Raw genomic sequence first — 15,726 nt, forward strand, 5'->3', positions numbered from 1 at the left:
CTGTTTGTGTGAAGTGATTCACATCTGCCGTGTCAGTGGGAGCGCATTATAGGGATCCCATTTTTTTGCACAAGCCTTTTTTCGATCTTTTTTTCTGAATGGTGATTTTTCACCCTTTTCGTCGCGTAATTGCACGATTTGCTCAATTTTCACCGTTTTCAGGGGTTGCACAGGGAGATAAAAGCCACCAAAGTCTTCTTACATTCCCGTATTTTGAGGTCTATATGTCTGCTCAGCTGCGCCCCTATAAAGCATTTTTCCCACAAATCGGTCTTCGCGTCATGATTGACGCATCCAGCGTTGTTATCGGTGATGTCAGAATTGCCGATGATGTCAGCGTCTGGCCTCTGGTGGCTATTCGCGGCGACGTCAACTATGTATCGATAGGTCAACGCAGCAATATTCAGGACGGTAGCGTTCTCCATGTGACTCATAAGTCCTCTTATAAGCCGGAGGGAAATCCGCTGATCATTGGTGAGGATGTAACTGTTGGTCATAAAGTGATGCTGCACGGCTGCACTATCGGCAACCGCGTGCTGGTTGGTATGGGTTCGATCTTATTAGATGGTGTCGTCGTTGGCGATGACGTCATGATTGGTGCAGGCAGTTTGGTACCGCAGAACAAACAACTGGAAAGCGGCTACCTTTACTTTGGCAATCCGGTCAAACAGATCCGCCCCCTGACGGAGACGGAACGGGAAGGACTGAAGTATTCAGCAAATAACTATGTGAAATGGAAAAATGAATACCTGGATCAGGATAACCAGATCCAGCCCTGAGCATCTTCCTGACCATCGCGGATCAATGCTTCCACCTCTTCCTCTAGATCCCAACGATGTTCCTGGAAGGCGGCCAGCCACTGCGCTGGCCCCTCTGCGCTAAAACGCTGCTGCAGGCTCTGCCCTGAAATTGCGCAGGTTAATTGCATCCCATTGACCAGCACAGGAAAAACCACACCCTGCCGTTCGGCATCCCATGATTCCCGGTCAGGAAACTGAATCGCCTGATTCATGCATTCAGTTCCTGCTGCAGCGTTTCGATGACCGGAGCGATAGCCGGCAGGACGCCGTGCCATAGCAGAACAGCATGGGCGGCTTGCGCCACCAGCATTCCCAGCCCATCAGCACAGTGGACTGCGCCATACTGCTGGCACCAGTGAAGAAACGGTGTTGGCCCTTTCTGGTAAAACATGTCATAGCAATACACGTCAGCGTGGACAACAGATGCCGGGATAGCCGGTACATCACCGTCTATTCCACTGGACGTCGCATTGATGATCAGATCGAATGTTTCCCCGGATAAGGTATCCATCTCTCTTGCGCTGACGCTACCGGTATGGGCGAAGAGAGTGGCTAACTCATGGGCACGAGAATAGGTTCGATTCACGATCGTGACGGCACATCCCAGCGACAGAAGCGGCAAAAGAACCCCGCGTGATGCGCCACCAGCACCTACCAGCAGGATCCGCTGGCGCGGCTTAATGAACCCCAGGCGTTCCAGATCGCTCAGGAGGCCAATACCGTCGGTGTTGTCCCCCAGTAAACGGCCATCTTCCAGGCGTTTCAGGGTATTTACTGCTCCCGCCAGCGCAGCGCGTTCTGTCAGCTCGTCCGCACGCGCAAAAGCTTCCTCTTTAAAAGGAACGGTGACGTTGGCCCCCTTTCCTCCTTCTGCAAAGAACTGATTCAGAGAAGAGACAAAATCGTCCAGCGGCGCCAGCACACGTCCATAAGGATGAGTAATCCCTAACTGGCGGGCAAACAGCTGATGAATAGAAGGCGATTTGCTGTGCGCGATCGGATTACCAAAAACGGCATAGGTTTCCATGGTTCACCCCTGGCGGAACAGTTTACCCGTCAGGGCATCACGGATTTCAGATGGATTTTGCCGTCCACCTGTGGCGCCATCCACAACCGGGAAGCTGTCACCAAACTGAGCATGAACCTCTGCGGTGGTACGACACGGTGGTTGCCCGGTGAGATTGGCGCTCGTCGAGACCAGCGGTTTTCCGTAAGCTTCGCACAATTCAATCACCAGCGGATGGTTGGTCACGCGTACGGCCAGCGAATCAAAACGCCCCGTCAGCCAGCGCGGCGTTTCAGGACGCGCCGGGAATACAAACGTCACCGGTCCCGGCCAGCAGGAAAAGATAGCGTCCCGCTGCGAGTCACTTAACCGTGAATCATCAACATAAGGCTTCAACTGCTCAAAGCTGGCGGCGATAAGGATCAATCCCTTGTCAACAGGACGCTGCTTCAGCTCCAGCAGACGCATGACGGCCGTTTCGCTGTCTGGATCGCAGCCAACGCCAAAAACGGCTTCTGTGGGGTAGGCGATGACATGTTCATTTTTCAGTACCGCCACGGCATGGGCGACGGTTTCTGAGGGCAGGTTATTGTTCACTGATTTATTCCGCCGGGATCGGCTTTCCACATTGTTTACTGGCACAGAAGCGTCTGAGCCCCTGCGCCGTCTTCTTTTCAATTAACAGCGGGTAATGGCATTCAGGGCATTCGCCCGCTACCGGTTTAAAATTGATAACGAACTGGCAATCAGGGTAGCGATCGCAGGAATGAAAGGTTTTACCGAAACGAGAGCGACGCTGGACCAGATGCCCTTGTCCACATTGCGGACAGGCGATAGCGGTCTCATCGGGTTTATCAATCAGCTCGGTATGCTCGCATTCGGGATAGCGACTGCAGCCGATAAACATACCAAAGCGCCCCTGGCGTAACACCATGACAGCGCCGCAAGATGGGCACTCCTGTCCCTCCAGCACCTTAACGATATGACCGTCCGCCTGACTTTTCAGGGGACGGATATAGTCACAGTCCGGATAATGCGAACAACCGAGAAACGGGCCATGTTTCCCGGAACGGATCACCAGTTCAGCCCCGCACTGCGGGCAGGGCTCATTTTTACGCACCGAAAACAGTGCTGATTTGGTCATAACAACTCGATGTTGCTGCAAAAAGATTAATGCAGCATACCTTCATTTACTTCGAAGAGTAATTCTTCCATTTGCTGATAGGCGTTTTCACAGCCCGGAATGTTGAACAGTACCATCAGGATGACCCATTTCAGGTCTTCCAGTTCAAATTCAGCTGTATCCAGCGCCAGGACGCGCTCTATCACCATTTCTCGCGTTTCGAGGTTCAACACCTGAATCTGCTCGAGGAAGAGTAAAAATCCCCGGCAACTGGCATCCAGACGCTGGCACTCCTCTTCGGTATACACCCGAAGCGACAGCGGGTCGGAAGCGAGCTGCATGGGTTCAACGAGACCTTCCTGATAATCAGCCAGTTTCTCGAGCCACATTAACGCGTTATAGATATCTTCCCGCTCAAAGCCTGCATCGGTAAGATCCCGCGTCAGTTTGTCCTGATCCACGCGCATTTCTGCTTCGTTATGGATGTAAGTTTCAAACAAATACATGAGTACGTCGAACATGGCTTGCCCTCCTTAATCGGACATAGCCGCCGGGTACAGCTGCGATCCAGCCTGCTAACTCCAGTTCAAGTAGCTGAGCTACGGTTACTGGCACAGATTGGCCGGCACGTTCAGCGACAACGTCAACAGGTGTTACCTCATCTCCTACGTTAGCCAGGAGCTCCGGAAATGGCAATGCTACAGACGGCTGATCGGCGCAATTATTTATCGAATCAGACGTATCAGTAAGCCAGGCCAGCTCGTTTTGCCAGTACTCCACGATATCCTCTGGCGAGGTCACCGGTACCGCGCCTTGCTTGATTAACCAGTGCGGACCTTCAGATCCCGGATTACCAATCGGGCCAGGCAGGGCGAACACATCTCTTCCCTGCTCCAGGGCGCAACGGACGGTGACCAGCGATCCGCTTCGCAACGCCGCCTCAATCACCAGCACGCCCAAACTTAAGCCGCTGATAATACGGTTACGTCGGGGAAAATGAGCGGGAAGCGGCGGCGTAATGAGTGGAAATTCAGAGACCAGCGTACCGCCATTGTCGATGATCTGTTGGGCGAGGTTTGCATGGCGCCGCGGATAAACCTGTTCCAGCCCGTTGCCCAGCACCGCGATGGTTTTCCCCTCCGCGGCCAGCGCGCCGCGGTGCGCAACGCCATCAATGCCTAACGCCAGCCCACTGGTGATGGTGATCCCTCTACGCGCCAGCGTTTCGCTGAACAGTTTTCCCCAGCGGGCGCCATACCAGGAGTGCAAACGGCTGCCAATAACGGCAAGCTGCGCGCTGTGAAGCAGGGCGGGGTCGCCACTGACCAGCAACGCGCCGGGGTAATCAGCGATAGCCCTTAGCCGCAACGGATAGCGCGGATCGTCAGCCCGTAACAGATGATGATCCGGGTGTTCCAGCCAGCGCTGCGTCTCGTCAAGCTCCCGCTCGTCAAACCGTAAAAATGGCTTCACCTGCGCCGTGGTCATCCCAACGGCATGTAGCGCTTCACTATCCACGAAAGCGGCTGCGCATAACCGCTGCGCAATATCCAGCATCCTGTCGCCATACAAATTATTGACCTTCATCAGCCGCAGCCAAATCTCGTCGGGCGTCATCCTTACCCCCTGCCATAAGCGGCATTGACAATCTTTGCGATTGGACAGTGAGACTGTCAATTGCAGGGGGTTTTGTCTAGAATAGAGCTAATAATCTTATCAACTCCTGAATACGACTCTGGAACTTTATGGCAGTTTTGCAAGTGTTACATATTCCGGACGAGCGCCTTCGCAAAGTCGCCGAGCCGGTCAAAGAAGTGAATGCGGAAATTCAGCGTATCGTCGATGATATGTTCGACACCATGTACGCCGAGGAAGGCATCGGTCTGGCCGCAACCCAGGTCGATATCCATCAGCGCATCATCGTGATCGATGTGTCGGAAAATCGTGAAGAGCGGCTGGTGTTAATCAACCCGGAGCTACTGGAAAAAGACGGCGAAACCGGTATTGAAGAAGGCTGCTTGTCCATTCCGGAACAGCGTGCTCTGGTACCCCGTGCGGAAAAAGTGAAGATCCGTGCGCTGGATCGCGACGGTAAGCCGTTTGAGCTGGAGGCCGATGGCCTGCTGGCGATCTGTATCCAGCATGAAATGGATCACCTGGTTGGCAAACTGTTTATTGACTATCTGTCACCGCTCAAACAACAGCGCATTCGTCAGAAGGTTGAGAAACTGGATCGTTTACGTTCCCGTGCCTGATAACAAGGAATACCGTGTCACATTCACTACGTATCATTTTCGCCGGCACCCCCGATTTTGCAGCGCGTCATCTTGACGCGTTGTTGTCGTCTGAACATCAGATCGTTGGCGTGTTTACTCAGCCAGACCGTCCCGCGGGACGCGGCAAAAAATTGATGCCGAGCCCGGTAAAAGTGCTGGCTGAAGCCCATGACGTCCCCGTATTCCAGCCATCGTCTCTTCGTCCGCAGGAGAACCAACAGCTCGTCGCCGATTTAGGCGCCGATATCATGGTGGTGGTGGCGTATGGTCTGATCCTGCCAAAAGCGGTGCTTGAGATGCCGCGTCTGGGCTGCATCAACGTTCATGGCTCCCTGCTGCCGCGCTGGCGTGGCGCCGCGCCGATCCAGCGTTCGCTGTGGGCGGGCGATAGCGAAACCGGCGTGACCATCATGCAGATGGACGTCGGCCTTGATACGGGTGACATGCTGTATAAGCTTTCCTGCCCCATTACCGCTGAGGATACCAGCGGCAGCCTGTACGATAAGCTGGCCGGCCTCGGCCCACAGGGACTGCTGACAACCTTAGCGCAACTGGCAAACGGAACGGCACAGCCTGAAGTCCAGGACGAGTCACTCGTCAGTTATGCCGAGAAGCTGAGTAAAGAAGAGGCCCGCATCGACTGGTCGCTTTCCGCTGCACAGCTGGAACGTTGCATCCGGGCGTTTAATCCTTGGCCAATGAGCTGGCTGGAGATTGACGGGCAGCCAGTCAAAGTCTGGCGGGCATCGGTTATTGCCGAAGCCACGCACGCCGAGCCGGGAACAATAGTGGCAGCAACCAAACAGGGTATTCAGGTCGCCACGGGTGATGGGATCCTCAGTCTGGAATCACTACAGCCAGCGGGTAAAAAAGCGATGAGCTCGCAGGACTTACTCAATTCCCGCCGGGAGTGGTTCATCCCTGGTACCCGTCTCGCCTGACGGTTGTCTCTTTAAAAGCCCGGGTTAGCCGGGCATTTTTATTTTTGCGCTTATGAAAAACAAAATAAACTTACGCAGTCTGGCCGCCCAGGCTATCGAGCAAGTGGTAGAACAAGGTCAGTCTTTGAGCAACGTTCTGCCCCCTCTGCAGCAGAAAGTCAGCGATAAAGACAAAGCGCTGTTGCAGGAGCTGTGCTTTGGCGTATTGCGTACGCTCAGTCAGCTTGAGTGGCTTATCAACAAGCTGATGGCGCGTCCGATGACCGGCAAACAGCGCACCGTGCATTTTCTGATCATGGTTGGGCTTTATCAGTTGCTCTATACCCGTATTCCTCCGCATGCCGCACTGGCGGAAACGGTAGAAGGCGCGGTGGCCATTAAACGCCCGCAGCTTAAAGGGCTGATCAACGGCGTGCTACGCCAGTTCCAGCGCCAGCAGGAAGCGTTATTAGTCGAATTTGCTGAGCATGAAAACCGCTATCTTCATCCCAAATGGCTGCTGAAACGCCTGCAGCAGGCCTGGCCGCAGCAGTGGCAGGAGATCGTCGATGCGAACAACCAGCGCCCGCCGATGTGGCTGCGCGTTAACCGCAACCATCATTCCCGGGATGAATGGCTTGCTCTGCTTAAAGAGGCCGGCTTAGAGGGCTTCACCCATCCTGACTATCCCGACGCCGTGCGTCTGGCCACCCCTGCCCCAGTCCATGCGTTGCCAGGTTTTGCCGAAGGCTGGGTCACCGTCCAGGATGCCTCGGCCCAGGGCTGTATGCGCTACCTGCTGCCGGAAAATGGCGAACGCATTCTCGATCTTTGCGCCGCACCGGGCGGCAAGACGACGCATATTCTGGAGGTTGCCCCGCAGGCTCAGGTCATGGCGGTGGATATTGATGAACAGCGTCTGTCACGCGTCTATGACAACCTGAAACGGCTGGGCATGAAAGCCGAAGTCAAACAGGGCGATGGTCGCTTCCCTGAGCAGTGGTGTGGCAACGAACAGTTCGATCGTATTCTGCTGGATGCCCCCTGCTCCGCCACCGGCGTCATTCGCCGCCATCCGGATATCAAATGGCTGCGCCGGGATCGGGATATCGCCGAGTTAGCCCAGCTGCAGGCCGAGATCCTGAATGCCACCTGGGAGCACCTGAAACCAGGCGGTACGCTGGTTTACGCTACCTGTTCTATTCTGCCGGAAGAGAATAGTCAGCAAATTTCCGCCTTCCTCGCACGAACCCCGGATGCTGAACTTCATGCAACCGGTACGCCGGCGAGCCCCGGGCAGCAAAATCTGCCGGGCCCGGAAGAAGGTGATGGCTTCTTTTACGCTAAGCTAATCAAACGTCGGAATTAATGGGTCACTGCAGATGAAGATTATTATTCTGGGCGCCGGCCAGGTCGGCGGCACGCTGGCGGAAAACCTTGTCGGCGAGAACAATGATATTACGCTGGTTGATACCAATGGCGACCGTCTGCGCAGCCTGCAGGATAAGTTCGACCTGCGTGTCGTCCAGGGACATGGCTCTCACCCTCGCGTACTGCGCGAGGCGGGGGCCGATGATGCCGATATGCTGGTAGCGGTCACCAGTTCGGATGAAACCAATATGGTGGCCTGTCAGGTCGCCTACTCATTATTCAATACCCCAAACCGTATTGCGCGTATTCGTGCGCCAGATTACGTTCGTGATGCGGATAAGCTCTTCAATTCTGAAGCGGTGCCTATCGATCACTTAATCGCTCCGGAACAGCTGGTCATCGACAATATTCACCGGCTGATCGAATATCCCGGCGCGCTGCAGGTCGTGAACTTCGCCGAAGGGAAAGTCAGCCTCGCCGTAGTAAAAGCCTATTACGGTGGTCCGCTGGTAGGGAATGCGTTGTCCACCATGCGGGAGCATATGCCGCATATCGATACGCGTGTGGCCGCTATTTTCCGCCACGATCGTCCTATTCGCCCACAGGGTTCGACGATTGTGGAAGCCGGCGATGAAGTATTCTTTATTGCCGCCTCGCAGCATATTCGCGCGGTCATGAGCGAACTGCAGCGACTGGAAAAGCCGTATAAGCGTATTATGCTGGTCGGCGGGGGCAATATTGGCGCGGGTCTGGCCCATAAGCTGGAAAAAGATTACAGCGTCAAGCTTATCGAACGTAATCAGCAGCGAGCCGCTGAGCTTGCGGAAAAGCTGCAGCATACAATCGTCTTCTACGGTGATGCATCGGACCAGGAGCTGCTGGCTGAAGAGCATATTGACCAGGTGGACCTGTTTATTGCCGTCACTAACGACGATGAAGCAAACATTATGTCGGCGATGCTGGCGAAGCGAATGGGCGCGAAAAAAGTGATGGTGCTGATCCAGCGCAGAGCCTACGTGGATCTGGTCCAGGGCAGTGTCATTGATATCGCGATATCACCTCAACAGGCCACAATTTCCGCACTCCTCAGCCATGTTCGTAAAGCCGATATTGTCGGCGTCTCCTCCCTTCGCCGCGGTGTTGCCGAAGCGATTGAGGCCGTGGCGCACGGTGATGAGAGCACCTCCCGGGTGGTCGGGCGTTCGATCGATGAGATCAAGCTGCCGCCAGGTACGATCATCGGCGCCGTTGTGCGGGGCAACGACGTAATGATCGCGAATAATAATCTGCGGATCGAGCAGGGCGATCATGTGATCATGTTTTTGACCGATAAGAAGTTTATTTCCGATGTAGAAAGGCTGTTCCAGCCAAGTCCTTTCTTCCTGTAATTCCCAGGGCGCCGAACAGGCGCCTTTTTATTATCCCTTATTATTCAAAGGTTAATATTTTGCGGTAACTATCTACTGGGAATGGCAAATGAAAATACATTTGTTAAACTTACAACGTCAGCTGGCACAAGGAGAATAAAATGAGTTTTTTAAAAGAGTTTCGCGAATTCGCGATGCGCGGGAACGTTGTCGATTTGGCAGTGGGTGTGATCATCGGTGCAGCATTCGGTAAAATTGTTTCATCGCTGGTCGCAGATATTATTATGCCACCACTCGGCCTGTTGATTGGCGGGATCGATTTTAAACAGTTTGCCGTCACGCTACGTGATGCCCAGGGCGATGTCCCGGCTGTCGTGATGCATTATGGAGTATTCATTCAGAACGTTTTCGATTTCATCATCGTCGCGTTTGCCATCTTCATGGCGATTAAACTGATGAATAAGTTAAATCGTAAGAAAGAAGAGGCTCCGGCGGCGCCGCCAGCTCCTTCTAAAGAAGAAGTCCTGCTGAGCGAAATTCGCGATCTGCTGAAAGAGCAAAACAACCGTTCTTAATCAGCACCGAAAGCAGAAGGCCAGTGGTAAAAAAGCGATTCGCTTGCTTGCCACTGGCCTCCCGGTCAATCCTTCCTGCATGTTTATCTTTACGTTGATAGCTTCCTTTCCCTTTCTTGTTTTTCTCTACACGCTGCCTGAATAACGGATCGTGGAGAAGTGCCTCAATGGCGTTATCTTTAATTTGCCCTTTAGTATGCTGATAGCGACTCATATAAACTCCAGTGCATGTGTGAATTCCGCGCGAGTGTAGATCCGCGCGATGAAAAAATCAACGTCCCGTACCGCCATTGCTGGCGCCTTGTTCAAGGGCCTCAAGGATCGAACAATAAACACTACTGTGCGCAGTCCCACAGCAGGCATCATTAAGCCGCTGCAGAGAGCGACGCATCGTCTGCAACTCTTTGATCCGCGCCTCGACTTCGCTTAATCGCGCCTGAACGATCCCTTTCGATTCCTGGCAGGTATGGTGCTCCGGATCGATACGGATCGACAATAATTCGCGGATCGCTTCCAGAGTGAAGCCCAGCTGACGGGCATAGCGAATAAAGCGTAGCCGCTGAAGATCGTTATCCGAGTAAAGACGAAATCCTCCCTCGGTGCGCACGTCATGATCCATCATTTGCTGTTTCTCATAATAACGGATGGTATCTGGCGTGACGTCAGCCAGCTTAGCCAGCTCACCAATACGATACATATTTACTCCTGGTTCATTCTTTGTAGCAAAGCCTCGGCATACTCACCGCGTAAAAAGCCGGTACTCAGACCAGCCTGACGAAGCTTCAGTTCGAGCAAGGCAAGCCGTTTGCTCAGTTCAGCATGACGAGGATCGTCCTGGCGGACGCCCTTCAGTAAATCAGCCAGTGCCACCGCTTCTCTTCGCTGCTCCAGCTCCGGGGGAAGGCATCCAGCATTCTTCAGAAGGCGATAACCTGCCCGCAGCTCCGCCGGCACATGCGAGTCGTCATCGAGAGTCAGCGGTTCGCCGCTGCCGGGTAAGTTATCGAACTCACCTTTAGTTTGGGCATCGAGGATATGGCGTTCCGCCCACTGATCCAGTAACCACATTCTACGGCTCCGGGGGATGAACAAAAAGAGTACAGATAGTGTAGTGAAGTGGGGATGCGGTAGATATAAAAAAACCCGCCGGGGCGGGTTTTTTTACGTTACTACAGATTACTCTGCAGCAGCTTCTGCTTTCGGCTCAGCACGATCAACCAGCTCGATGTATGCCATCGGCGCGTTGTCGCCTGCACGGAAGCCACACTTCAGAATGCGAGTGTAACCACCGGCGCGGCTCGCGAAACGCGGGCCCAGCTCGTTAAACAGTTTTGCCACGATCTCGTTATCACGAGTGCGGGCGAATGCCAGACGACGATTAGCAACGCTATCAGTCTTGGCAAGAGTAATCAGCGGCTCAACTACGCGACGCAGTTCTTTCGCTTTCGGCAGGGTCGTCTTGATGATTTCATGACGAACCAGCGAACCTGCCATGTTACGGAACATAGCCTGGCGATGGCTGCTGTTGCGGTTCAGTTGACGACCACTCTTACGATGGCGCATGACCTTATCCTTCTCAGTAAAACCTTAACCTGTGATCCGGTTACTCGTCAGCAATGCTTGCTGGTGGCCAGTTTTCCAGGCGCATGCCCAGAGACAGTCCACGGGAAGCCAGCACGTCTTTAATCTCAGTAAGAGATTTTTTACCCAGGTTCGGCGTTTTCAGCAACTCAACCTCGGTACGCTGTACCAGATCACCGATATAGTGGATAGCTTCTGCCTTGAGGCAGTTAGCAGAGCGGACAGTCAATTCCAGATCGTCAACAGGGCGCAGCAGGATCGGATCGAACTCTGGTTTCTCTTCTTTCACTTCTGGCTGACGTACATCACGTAAGTCAACAAAAGCTTCCAGTTGTTCAGCCAGAATGGTTGCCGCACGACGAATCGCCTCTTCAGGATCGATTGTGCCGTTGGTTTCCATTTCGATGACCAGCTTGTCCAGGTCGGTACGCTGTTCTACACGCGCAGCTTCAACATTGTAGGCAATACGCTCTACAGGGCTGTAGCAGGCGTCGACCAGCAGACGGCCGATTGGGCGCTCATCTTCTTCCGAATGAATTCGGGCAGAAGCCGGCACATAACCGCGACCGCGCTGAACTTTGATACGCATGCTAATAGCAGCGTTCTCATCAGTCAGGTGGCAAATCACGTGCTGCGGCTTGACGATTTCGACATCACCGTCGTGGGTAATGTCGGCTGCAGTCACAGGGCCAATGCCAGATTTATTCAAAGTAAGGATGACTTCATCTTTACCCTGAACTCTCACCGCCAGCCCTTTCAGGTTGAGCAGGATTTCAAGGATGTCTTCCTGAACGCCTTCTTTGGTGCTGTACTCGTGCAGTACACCATCAATCTCAACCTCGGTCACCGCGCAACCCGGCATCGATGAGAGCAGAATACGGCGCAGTGCGTTACCCAGAGTATGGCCGAAGCCACGCTCTAAAGGCTCAAGGGTCACCTTGGCGTGCGTCGAACTCACTTGCTCGATATCGACCAGGCGCGGTTTTAGAAACTCTGTCACAGAACCCTGCATTGTGTCCTCTCTTTGGTACTAAGCTTTACTTGGAGTAAAGCTCGACGATCAGGTGTTCGTTAATGTCCGCAGACAGATCAGAACGCTCCGGCTGACGCTTGAACGTACCTTCCATCTTGCCAGCATCAACTTCCAGCCAGGTTGGCTTTTCACGCTGCTCAGCCAGCTCCAGAGCGGCTTTCACGCGAGATTGCTTTTTCGCTTTCTCACGAATGCTGACAACGTCATTCGCTTTAACCTGATAAGAAGCGATGTTAACAACACGACCGTTTACCATAATCGCTTTGTGGCTAACCAGCTGGCGTGCTTCAGCACGAGTGGCGCCGAAGCCCATACGGTATACAACGTTGTCCAGACGACCTTCCAGCAGAGCCAACAGGTTTTCACCGGTGTTGCCTTTCAGACGTGCTGCTTCTTTATAGTAGTTACGGAACTGACGCTCCAGCACACCGTACATACGGCGAACTTTTTGCTTTTCACGCAACTGCACACCATAGTCAGACAGACGCGGTTTACGCGCACCGTGCTGGCCAGGAGCTTGTTCAATTTTACACTTGGTATCGATCGCGCGAACGCCAGACTTAAGGAATAAGTCGGTGCCCTCACGACGGCTCAGCTTGAGCTTAGGACCCAAATATCTTGCCATTTTCTTTCTCCAACTAACCTGGAAAACGTAGCGTTATACGCGACGTTTTTTCGGCGGACGACAACCGTTATGAGGGATCGGAGTCACATCAGTAATATTAGTGATGCGGAAACCAGCGGCGTTCAGTGCACGAATGGTAGATTCGCGACCCGGACCCGGACCTTTGACCATAACTTCCAGATTCTTGATGCCGTATTCTTTTACGGCTTCTGCGCAACGCTCTGCTGCAACCTGAGCTGCAAACGGAGTGGATTTGCGAGAACCACGGAAACCGGAACCACCGGCTGTTGCCCAACCCAGTGCGTTACCCTGACGATCAGTGATAGTAACGATGGTGTTGTTAAAAGAAGCATGGATATGAGCCACGCCATCAGAGACTTGTTTTCTTACACGCTTACGTGCACGAACTGGTGCCTTTGCCATTATTCAATCACCCCGATTATTTCTTGATCGGTTTACGCGGACCCTTACGGGTACGTGCGTTGGTCTTGGTACGCTGACCGCGAACCGGAAGACCACGACGATGGCGTAAACCACGGTAGCAACCAAGGTCCATCAGACGCTTGATGCTCAGGGTGATTTCACGGCGCAGATCACCTTCAACGACAAATTTACCTACTGCTTCACGCAGAATATCAATTTGTTCTTCAGACAGCTCACTGATCTTAACATTTTCAGCGATGCCCGTTTCAGCGCAGATAGCTTTAGAACGGGTTTTGCCGATACCGAAAATAGCGGTTAAAGCGATTACGGTATGTTTGTGATCAGGAATGTTAATGCCTGCTATACGGGCCACTATGCACTCCTACTATTTAATATGTACGTACCATGCTGAAAAGCCCGTTTTCAGGATACTCAAATGGAAACGTACAGACATACAAAAGATTGGCTGGCTAATCTAGCCAGCTCAATCCAACTTTGCAAGAAAAATATGCGAATAAATCAGCCTTGGCGCTGTTTATGCTTCGGCTCGGCACTGCAAATCACACGGATGACGCCATCACGCTTAACGATTTTGCAGTTACGGCATAATTTCTTGACGGAAGCACGAACTTTCATTTTTACTCTCCGTAACTTCTCGGGCGACCAGTTTTAACGGCCGTAGCCTTTCAGGTTCGCCTTCTTCAATGCAGACTCATACTGACTGGACATCATCAGAGTTTGCACTTGAGCCATAAAGTCCATAATCACGACAACAACGATAAGCAGCGATGTCCCACCGAAGTAGAACGGCACTTTCATCGCGTCACGCATGAACTCCGGGATCAGGCAGATAAAAGTAATATACAACGCACCAACCAGAGTCAGGCGAGTCATCACTTTATCGATATACTTCGCCGTTTGCTCTCCCGGACGAATTCCTGGTACAAATGCACCGGACTTCTTCAGGTTATCTGCTGTTTCACGCGGGTTGAAAACCAACGCCGTGTAGAAGAAACAGAAGAAGATGATTGCAGACGCATAGAGTAACACATAAAGCGGTTGCCCAGGCTGCAAATACAGCGAAATTGTTGTCAGCCAGTTCCAACCAGTACCACCCCCGAACCATGACGTGATGGTTGCCGGGAACAGTATAATACTGGAAGCGAAGATTGCCGGGATTACCCCCGCCATATTCACTTTCAGCGGTAAATGTGTGCTCTGTGCAGCATAGACACGACGACCCTGCTGCCGTTTCGCGTAGTTTACCACAATGCGGCGTTGACCACGTTCAACGAATACAACAAAGAAGGTCACTGCAAATACTAATACTGCAACCAACAGCAACAGGAGGAAGTGCAGGTCGCCTTGACGCGCTTGCTCGATAGTATGGGCGATGGCCGGCGGGAGTCCCGCAACGATCCCGGCGAAGATCAGGATCGAGATACCGTTACCGATACCGCGTTCAGTGATCTGTTCGCCGAGCCACATCAGGAACATAGTCCCTGTGACCAGACTTACAACAGCGGTGAAATAGAACGCAAAGCCTGGATTAATCACCAGGCCCTGCATACCAGGCATATTCGGCAGACCGGTAGCAATACCGATCGACTGGAATATCGCCAGCACCAGAGTACCGTAGCGGGTGTACTGGCTGATCTTACGACGACCAGACTCCCCTTCTTTCTTCAGCTCTGCCAGCGGTTGGTAAACCACCGTCAGCAGCTGCACGATGATAGATGCCGAGATATACGGCATAATCCCCAGTGCAAAGATAGAAGCACGGCTGAGAGCACCACCAGAGAACATGTTGAACATTTCAATGATGGTGCCTCGCTGTTGCTCAAGCAGTTTGGCAAGTACAGCGGCATCAATACCAGGGATCGGAATAAAAGAGCCAATACGGAACACTATCAGCGCACCGACCACAAACAGAAGTCTGCGTTTCAGTTCGCCAAGGCCACCTTTGGCACTTTGAAAATCTAATCCCGGTTGTTTAGCCATCTGCTACTTATTCCTCAATTTTACCGCCAGCAGCTTCGATAGCAGCACGAGCACCTTTAGTCACACGCAGGCCACGAACAGTTACCGGACGAGTTACCTCACCAGACAGGATCACTTTCGCGAACTCGATCTGGACACCGATAATGTTTGCCGCTTTCAGCGCGTTCAGGTCTACTACATCGCCTTCTACGTGAGCCAGATCGGAGAGACGGATCTCTGCGGTGATCATCGCTTTACGAGAAGTGAAGCCGAACTTCGGCAGACGACGGTACAGAGGCATCTGACCACCCTCGAAACCGCGACGTACGCCACCGCCAGAACGAGACTTCTGACCTTTGTGACCACGACCACCGGTTTTACCGAGGCCAGAACCGATACCACGACCCAGGCGTTTACCCGCCTTTTTGGAGCCTTCGGCCGGAGACAGAGTATTTAAACGCATCTCTTACTCCTCAACTTTAACCATGAAGGAAACCGCGTTGACCATACCACGAACAGCAGGAGTATCCTCGCGCTCTACGGTGTGACCAATACGACGCAGACCCAGGCCAAGCAGTGTTGCCTTGTGTTTCGGCAGACGACCGATTGCACTGCGGGTTTGAGTAATTTTAATAGTCTTTGCCAT

General features: G+C 53.0%; 24 protein-coding genes. 6 read left to right on the top strand and 18 right to left on the bottom strand.

Features of this window, described 5'->3' with window-relative positions; translation table 11 throughout:
* Positions 1-224 precede the first annotated feature (224 nt).
* Positions 225-779 (top strand): gamma carbonic anhydrase family protein, encoded by a 555-nt coding sequence (locus tag NKJ21_RS26565; RefSeq protein ID WP_008807065.1) that lies wholly within the window; start codon positions 225-227, stop codon positions 777-779.
* Here the strand turns inward: NKJ21_RS26565 and NKJ21_RS26570 are convergent.
* The 6 genes from NKJ21_RS26570 to dprA are packed head-to-tail and all read right to left on the bottom strand — an operon-like array spanning position 755 to position 4,546.
* Positions 755-1,012 carry a DUF1488 domain-containing protein gene (locus NKJ21_RS26570; protein ID WP_012967156.1) on the bottom strand — a complete coding sequence of 86 codons (258 nt, stop codon included), beginning with the start codon at positions 1,010-1,012 and terminating at the stop codon, positions 755-757. The genes NKJ21_RS26565 and NKJ21_RS26570 overlap by 25 nt on opposite strands.
* Complete coding sequence (gene aroE, locus NKJ21_RS26575) at positions 1,009-1,827, bottom strand: shikimate dehydrogenase (RefSeq protein ID WP_008807063.1); 819 nt, start codon at positions 1,825-1,827, stop codon at positions 1,009-1,011. Before aroE ends, NKJ21_RS26570 begins: the two co-directional genes overlap by 4 nt.
* A gap of 3 nt (positions 1,828-1,830) precedes the next feature.
* Complete coding sequence (tsaC, locus tag NKJ21_RS26580; RefSeq protein ID WP_008807062.1) at positions 1,831-2,403, bottom strand: L-threonylcarbamoyladenylate synthase type 1 TsaC; 573 nt, start codon at positions 2,401-2,403, stop codon at positions 1,831-1,833.
* 4 nt (positions 2,404-2,407) lie between these two features.
* Positions 2,408-2,950: a type I DNA topoisomerase gene (locus tag NKJ21_RS26585; protein WP_004145330.1), complete on the bottom strand. Its 543-nt coding sequence runs from the start codon at positions 2,948-2,950 to the stop codon at positions 2,408-2,410.
* 26 nt (positions 2,951-2,976) lie between these two features.
* Positions 2,977-3,450: a DUF494 family protein Smg gene (gene smg / locus NKJ21_RS26590; RefSeq protein WP_008807060.1), complete on the bottom strand. Its 474-nt coding sequence runs from the start codon at positions 3,448-3,450 to the stop codon at positions 2,977-2,979.
* The gene (gene dprA, locus NKJ21_RS26595) at positions 3,422-4,546 is read right to left on the bottom strand and encodes a DNA-protecting protein DprA (protein ID WP_008807059.1); all 1,125 of its coding nucleotides are present in this window, start codon (positions 4,544-4,546) and stop codon (positions 3,422-3,424) included. The genes smg and dprA overlap by 29 nt, the downstream gene beginning before the upstream one ends.
* Positions 4,547-4,674: 128 nt before the next feature.
* On the opposite strand from dprA, the gene def reads away from it, so the two are divergent.
* The 5 genes from def to mscL all read left to right on the top strand — a co-directional run bounded on the left by def (position 4,675) and on the right by mscL (position 9,438).
* Complete coding sequence (gene def, locus NKJ21_RS26600; protein ID WP_008807058.1) at positions 4,675-5,184, top strand: peptide deformylase; 510 nt, start codon at positions 4,675-4,677, stop codon at positions 5,182-5,184.
* 14 nt (positions 5,185-5,198) lie between these two features.
* Positions 5,199-6,146: a methionyl-tRNA formyltransferase gene (gene fmt / locus NKJ21_RS26605; protein WP_008807057.1), complete on the top strand. Its 948-nt coding sequence runs from the start codon at positions 5,199-5,201 to the stop codon at positions 6,144-6,146.
* Between the two features lie 52 nt (positions 6,147-6,198).
* Positions 6,199-7,494: a 16S rRNA (cytosine(967)-C(5))-methyltransferase RsmB gene (gene rsmB / locus NKJ21_RS26610; RefSeq protein ID WP_008807056.1), complete on the top strand. Its 1,296-nt coding sequence runs from the start codon at positions 6,199-6,201 to the stop codon at positions 7,492-7,494.
* 13 nt (positions 7,495-7,507) lie between these two features.
* Complete coding sequence (gene trkA, locus NKJ21_RS26615) at positions 7,508-8,884, top strand: Trk system potassium transporter TrkA (RefSeq protein WP_008807055.1); 1,377 nt, start codon at positions 7,508-7,510, stop codon at positions 8,882-8,884.
* A gap of 140 nt (positions 8,885-9,024) precedes the next feature.
* Positions 9,025-9,438, top strand: a complete 414-nt coding sequence (gene mscL, locus NKJ21_RS26620) for a large-conductance mechanosensitive channel protein MscL (protein ID WP_004145325.1) — start codon at positions 9,025-9,027, stop codon at positions 9,436-9,438.
* On the opposite strand, the gene NKJ21_RS26625 is transcribed toward mscL, so the two are convergent.
* From NKJ21_RS26625 to rpmD, 12 genes are all read right to left on the bottom strand, one after another.
* The gene (locus NKJ21_RS26625) at positions 9,374-9,652 is read right to left on the bottom strand and encodes an alternative ribosome-rescue factor A (protein ID WP_008807054.1); all 279 of its coding nucleotides are present in this window, start codon (positions 9,650-9,652) and stop codon (positions 9,374-9,376) included. The genes mscL and NKJ21_RS26625 overlap by 65 nt on opposite strands.
* A gap of 57 nt (positions 9,653-9,709) precedes the next feature.
* Positions 9,710-10,135 (bottom strand): Zn(2+)-responsive transcriptional regulator, encoded by a 426-nt coding sequence (gene zntR, locus NKJ21_RS26630; RefSeq protein WP_008807053.1) that lies wholly within the window; start codon positions 10,133-10,135, stop codon positions 9,710-9,712.
* A gap of 2 nt (positions 10,136-10,137) precedes the next feature.
* A complete protein-coding gene (locus NKJ21_RS26635; protein ID WP_032733872.1) occupies positions 10,138-10,506 on the bottom strand; it encodes a DUF1992 domain-containing protein in 369 nt (122 codons plus the stop codon).
* A gap of 108 nt (positions 10,507-10,614) precedes the next feature.
* Positions 10,615-11,001 (bottom strand): 50S ribosomal protein L17, encoded by a 387-nt coding sequence (rplQ, locus tag NKJ21_RS26640; protein ID WP_002919206.1) that lies wholly within the window; start codon positions 10,999-11,001, stop codon positions 10,615-10,617.
* A gap of 40 nt (positions 11,002-11,041) precedes the next feature.
* Positions 11,042-12,031: a DNA-directed RNA polymerase subunit alpha gene (locus tag NKJ21_RS26645; RefSeq protein WP_002919219.1), complete on the bottom strand. Its 990-nt coding sequence runs from the start codon at positions 12,029-12,031 to the stop codon at positions 11,042-11,044.
* 25 nt (positions 12,032-12,056) lie between these two features.
* Positions 12,057-12,677 carry a 30S ribosomal protein S4 gene (gene rpsD / locus NKJ21_RS26650; RefSeq protein ID WP_002919224.1) on the bottom strand — a complete coding sequence of 207 codons (621 nt, stop codon included), beginning with the start codon at positions 12,675-12,677 and terminating at the stop codon, positions 12,057-12,059.
* 33 nt (positions 12,678-12,710) lie between these two features.
* Entirely contained in the window at positions 12,711-13,100 is a 390-nt protein-coding gene (gene rpsK / locus NKJ21_RS26655; RefSeq protein WP_004388621.1) for a 30S ribosomal protein S11, read from the bottom strand.
* A 16-nt stretch (positions 13,101-13,116) separates the two neighbouring features.
* Positions 13,117-13,473, bottom strand: coding sequence for a 30S ribosomal protein S13 (gene rpsM / locus NKJ21_RS26660; protein WP_002919259.1), 357 nt, complete (start codon positions 13,471-13,473; stop codon positions 13,117-13,119).
* Positions 13,474-13,619: 146 nt separating this feature from the next.
* Complete coding sequence (gene rpmJ / locus NKJ21_RS26665) at positions 13,620-13,736, bottom strand: 50S ribosomal protein L36 (protein ID WP_000868187.1); 117 nt, start codon at positions 13,734-13,736, stop codon at positions 13,620-13,622.
* 33 nt (positions 13,737-13,769) lie between these two features.
* The gene (secY, locus tag NKJ21_RS26670) at positions 13,770-15,101 is read right to left on the bottom strand and encodes a preprotein translocase subunit SecY (protein WP_008807050.1); all 1,332 of its coding nucleotides are present in this window, start codon (positions 15,099-15,101) and stop codon (positions 13,770-13,772) included.
* Between the two features lie 7 nt (positions 15,102-15,108).
* Positions 15,109-15,543: a 50S ribosomal protein L15 gene (rplO, locus tag NKJ21_RS26675; protein WP_002919516.1), complete on the bottom strand. Its 435-nt coding sequence runs from the start codon at positions 15,541-15,543 to the stop codon at positions 15,109-15,111.
* Positions 15,544-15,546: 3 nt separating this feature from the next.
* Positions 15,547-15,726 (bottom strand): 50S ribosomal protein L30, encoded by a 180-nt coding sequence (gene rpmD, locus NKJ21_RS26680; RefSeq protein WP_001140434.1) that lies wholly within the window; start codon positions 15,724-15,726, stop codon positions 15,547-15,549.

The organism is Klebsiella sp. SWET4 (assembly GCF_024296565.1).
GTDB classification, from domain to species: domain Bacteria; phylum Pseudomonadota; class Gammaproteobacteria; order Enterobacterales; family Enterobacteriaceae; genus Klebsiella; species Klebsiella variicola.

Bases quoted from the DNA above. Each gene is read 5' to 3' on its own strand.
- NKJ21_RS26570 (WP_012967156.1), bottom strand. From the start codon at position 1,012: ATGAATCAGGCGATTCAGTTTCCTGACCGGGAATCATGGGATGCCGAA.
- NKJ21_RS26635 (WP_032733872.1), bottom strand. From the start codon at position 10,506: ATGTGGTTACTGGATCAGTGGGCGGAACGCCATATCCTCGATGCCCAA.
- rpmJ (WP_000868187.1), bottom strand. From the start codon at position 13,736: ATGAAAGTTCGTGCTTCCGTCAAGAAATTATGCCGTAACTGCAAAATC.
- NKJ21_RS26645 (WP_002919219.1), bottom strand. From the start codon at position 12,031: ATGCAGGGTTCTGTGACAGAGTTTCTAAAACCGCGCCTGGTCGATATC.
- dprA (WP_008807059.1), bottom strand. From the start codon at position 4,546: ATGACGCCCGACGAGATTTGGCTGCGGCTGATGAAGGTCAATAATTTG.
- rpsK (WP_004388621.1), bottom strand. From the start codon at position 13,100: ATGGCAAAGGCACCAGTTCGTGCACGTAAGCGTGTAAGAAAACAAGTC.
- smg (WP_008807060.1), bottom strand. From the start codon at position 3,450: ATGTTCGACGTACTCATGTATTTGTTTGAAACTTACATCCATAACGAA.
- rpsD (WP_002919224.1), bottom strand. From the start codon at position 12,677: ATGGCAAGATATTTGGGTCCTAAGCTCAAGCTGAGCCGTCGTGAGGGC.
- NKJ21_RS26585 (WP_004145330.1), bottom strand. From the start codon at position 2,950: ATGACCAAATCAGCACTGTTTTCGGTGCGTAAAAATGAGCCCTGCCCG.
- def (WP_008807058.1), top strand. From the start codon at position 4,675: ATGGCAGTTTTGCAAGTGTTACATATTCCGGACGAGCGCCTTCGCAAA.
- trkA (WP_008807055.1), top strand. From the start codon at position 7,508: ATGAAGATTATTATTCTGGGCGCCGGCCAGGTCGGCGGCACGCTGGCG.
- rplQ (WP_002919206.1), bottom strand. From the start codon at position 11,001: ATGCGCCATCGTAAGAGTGGTCGTCAACTGAACCGCAACAGCAGCCAT.
- mscL (WP_004145325.1), top strand. From the start codon at position 9,025: ATGAGTTTTTTAAAAGAGTTTCGCGAATTCGCGATGCGCGGGAACGTT.
- aroE (WP_008807063.1), bottom strand. From the start codon at position 1,827: ATGGAAACCTATGCCGTTTTTGGTAATCCGATCGCGCACAGCAAATCG.
- rsmB (WP_008807056.1), top strand. From the start codon at position 6,199: ATGAAAAACAAAATAAACTTACGCAGTCTGGCCGCCCAGGCTATCGAG.
- rplO (WP_002919516.1), bottom strand. From the start codon at position 15,543: ATGCGTTTAAATACTCTGTCTCCGGCCGAAGGCTCCAAAAAGGCGGGT.
- rpmD (WP_001140434.1), bottom strand. From the start codon at position 15,726: ATGGCAAAGACTATTAAAATTACTCAAACCCGCAGTGCAATCGGTCGT.
- secY (WP_008807050.1), bottom strand. From the start codon at position 15,101: ATGGCTAAACAACCGGGATTAGATTTTCAAAGTGCCAAAGGTGGCCTT.
- NKJ21_RS26565 (WP_008807065.1), top strand. From the start codon at position 225: ATGTCTGCTCAGCTGCGCCCCTATAAAGCATTTTTCCCACAAATCGGT.
- NKJ21_RS26625 (WP_008807054.1), bottom strand. From the start codon at position 9,652: ATGAGTCGCTATCAGCATACTAAAGGGCAAATTAAAGATAACGCCATT.
- zntR (WP_008807053.1), bottom strand. From the start codon at position 10,135: ATGTATCGTATTGGTGAGCTGGCTAAGCTGGCTGACGTCACGCCAGAT.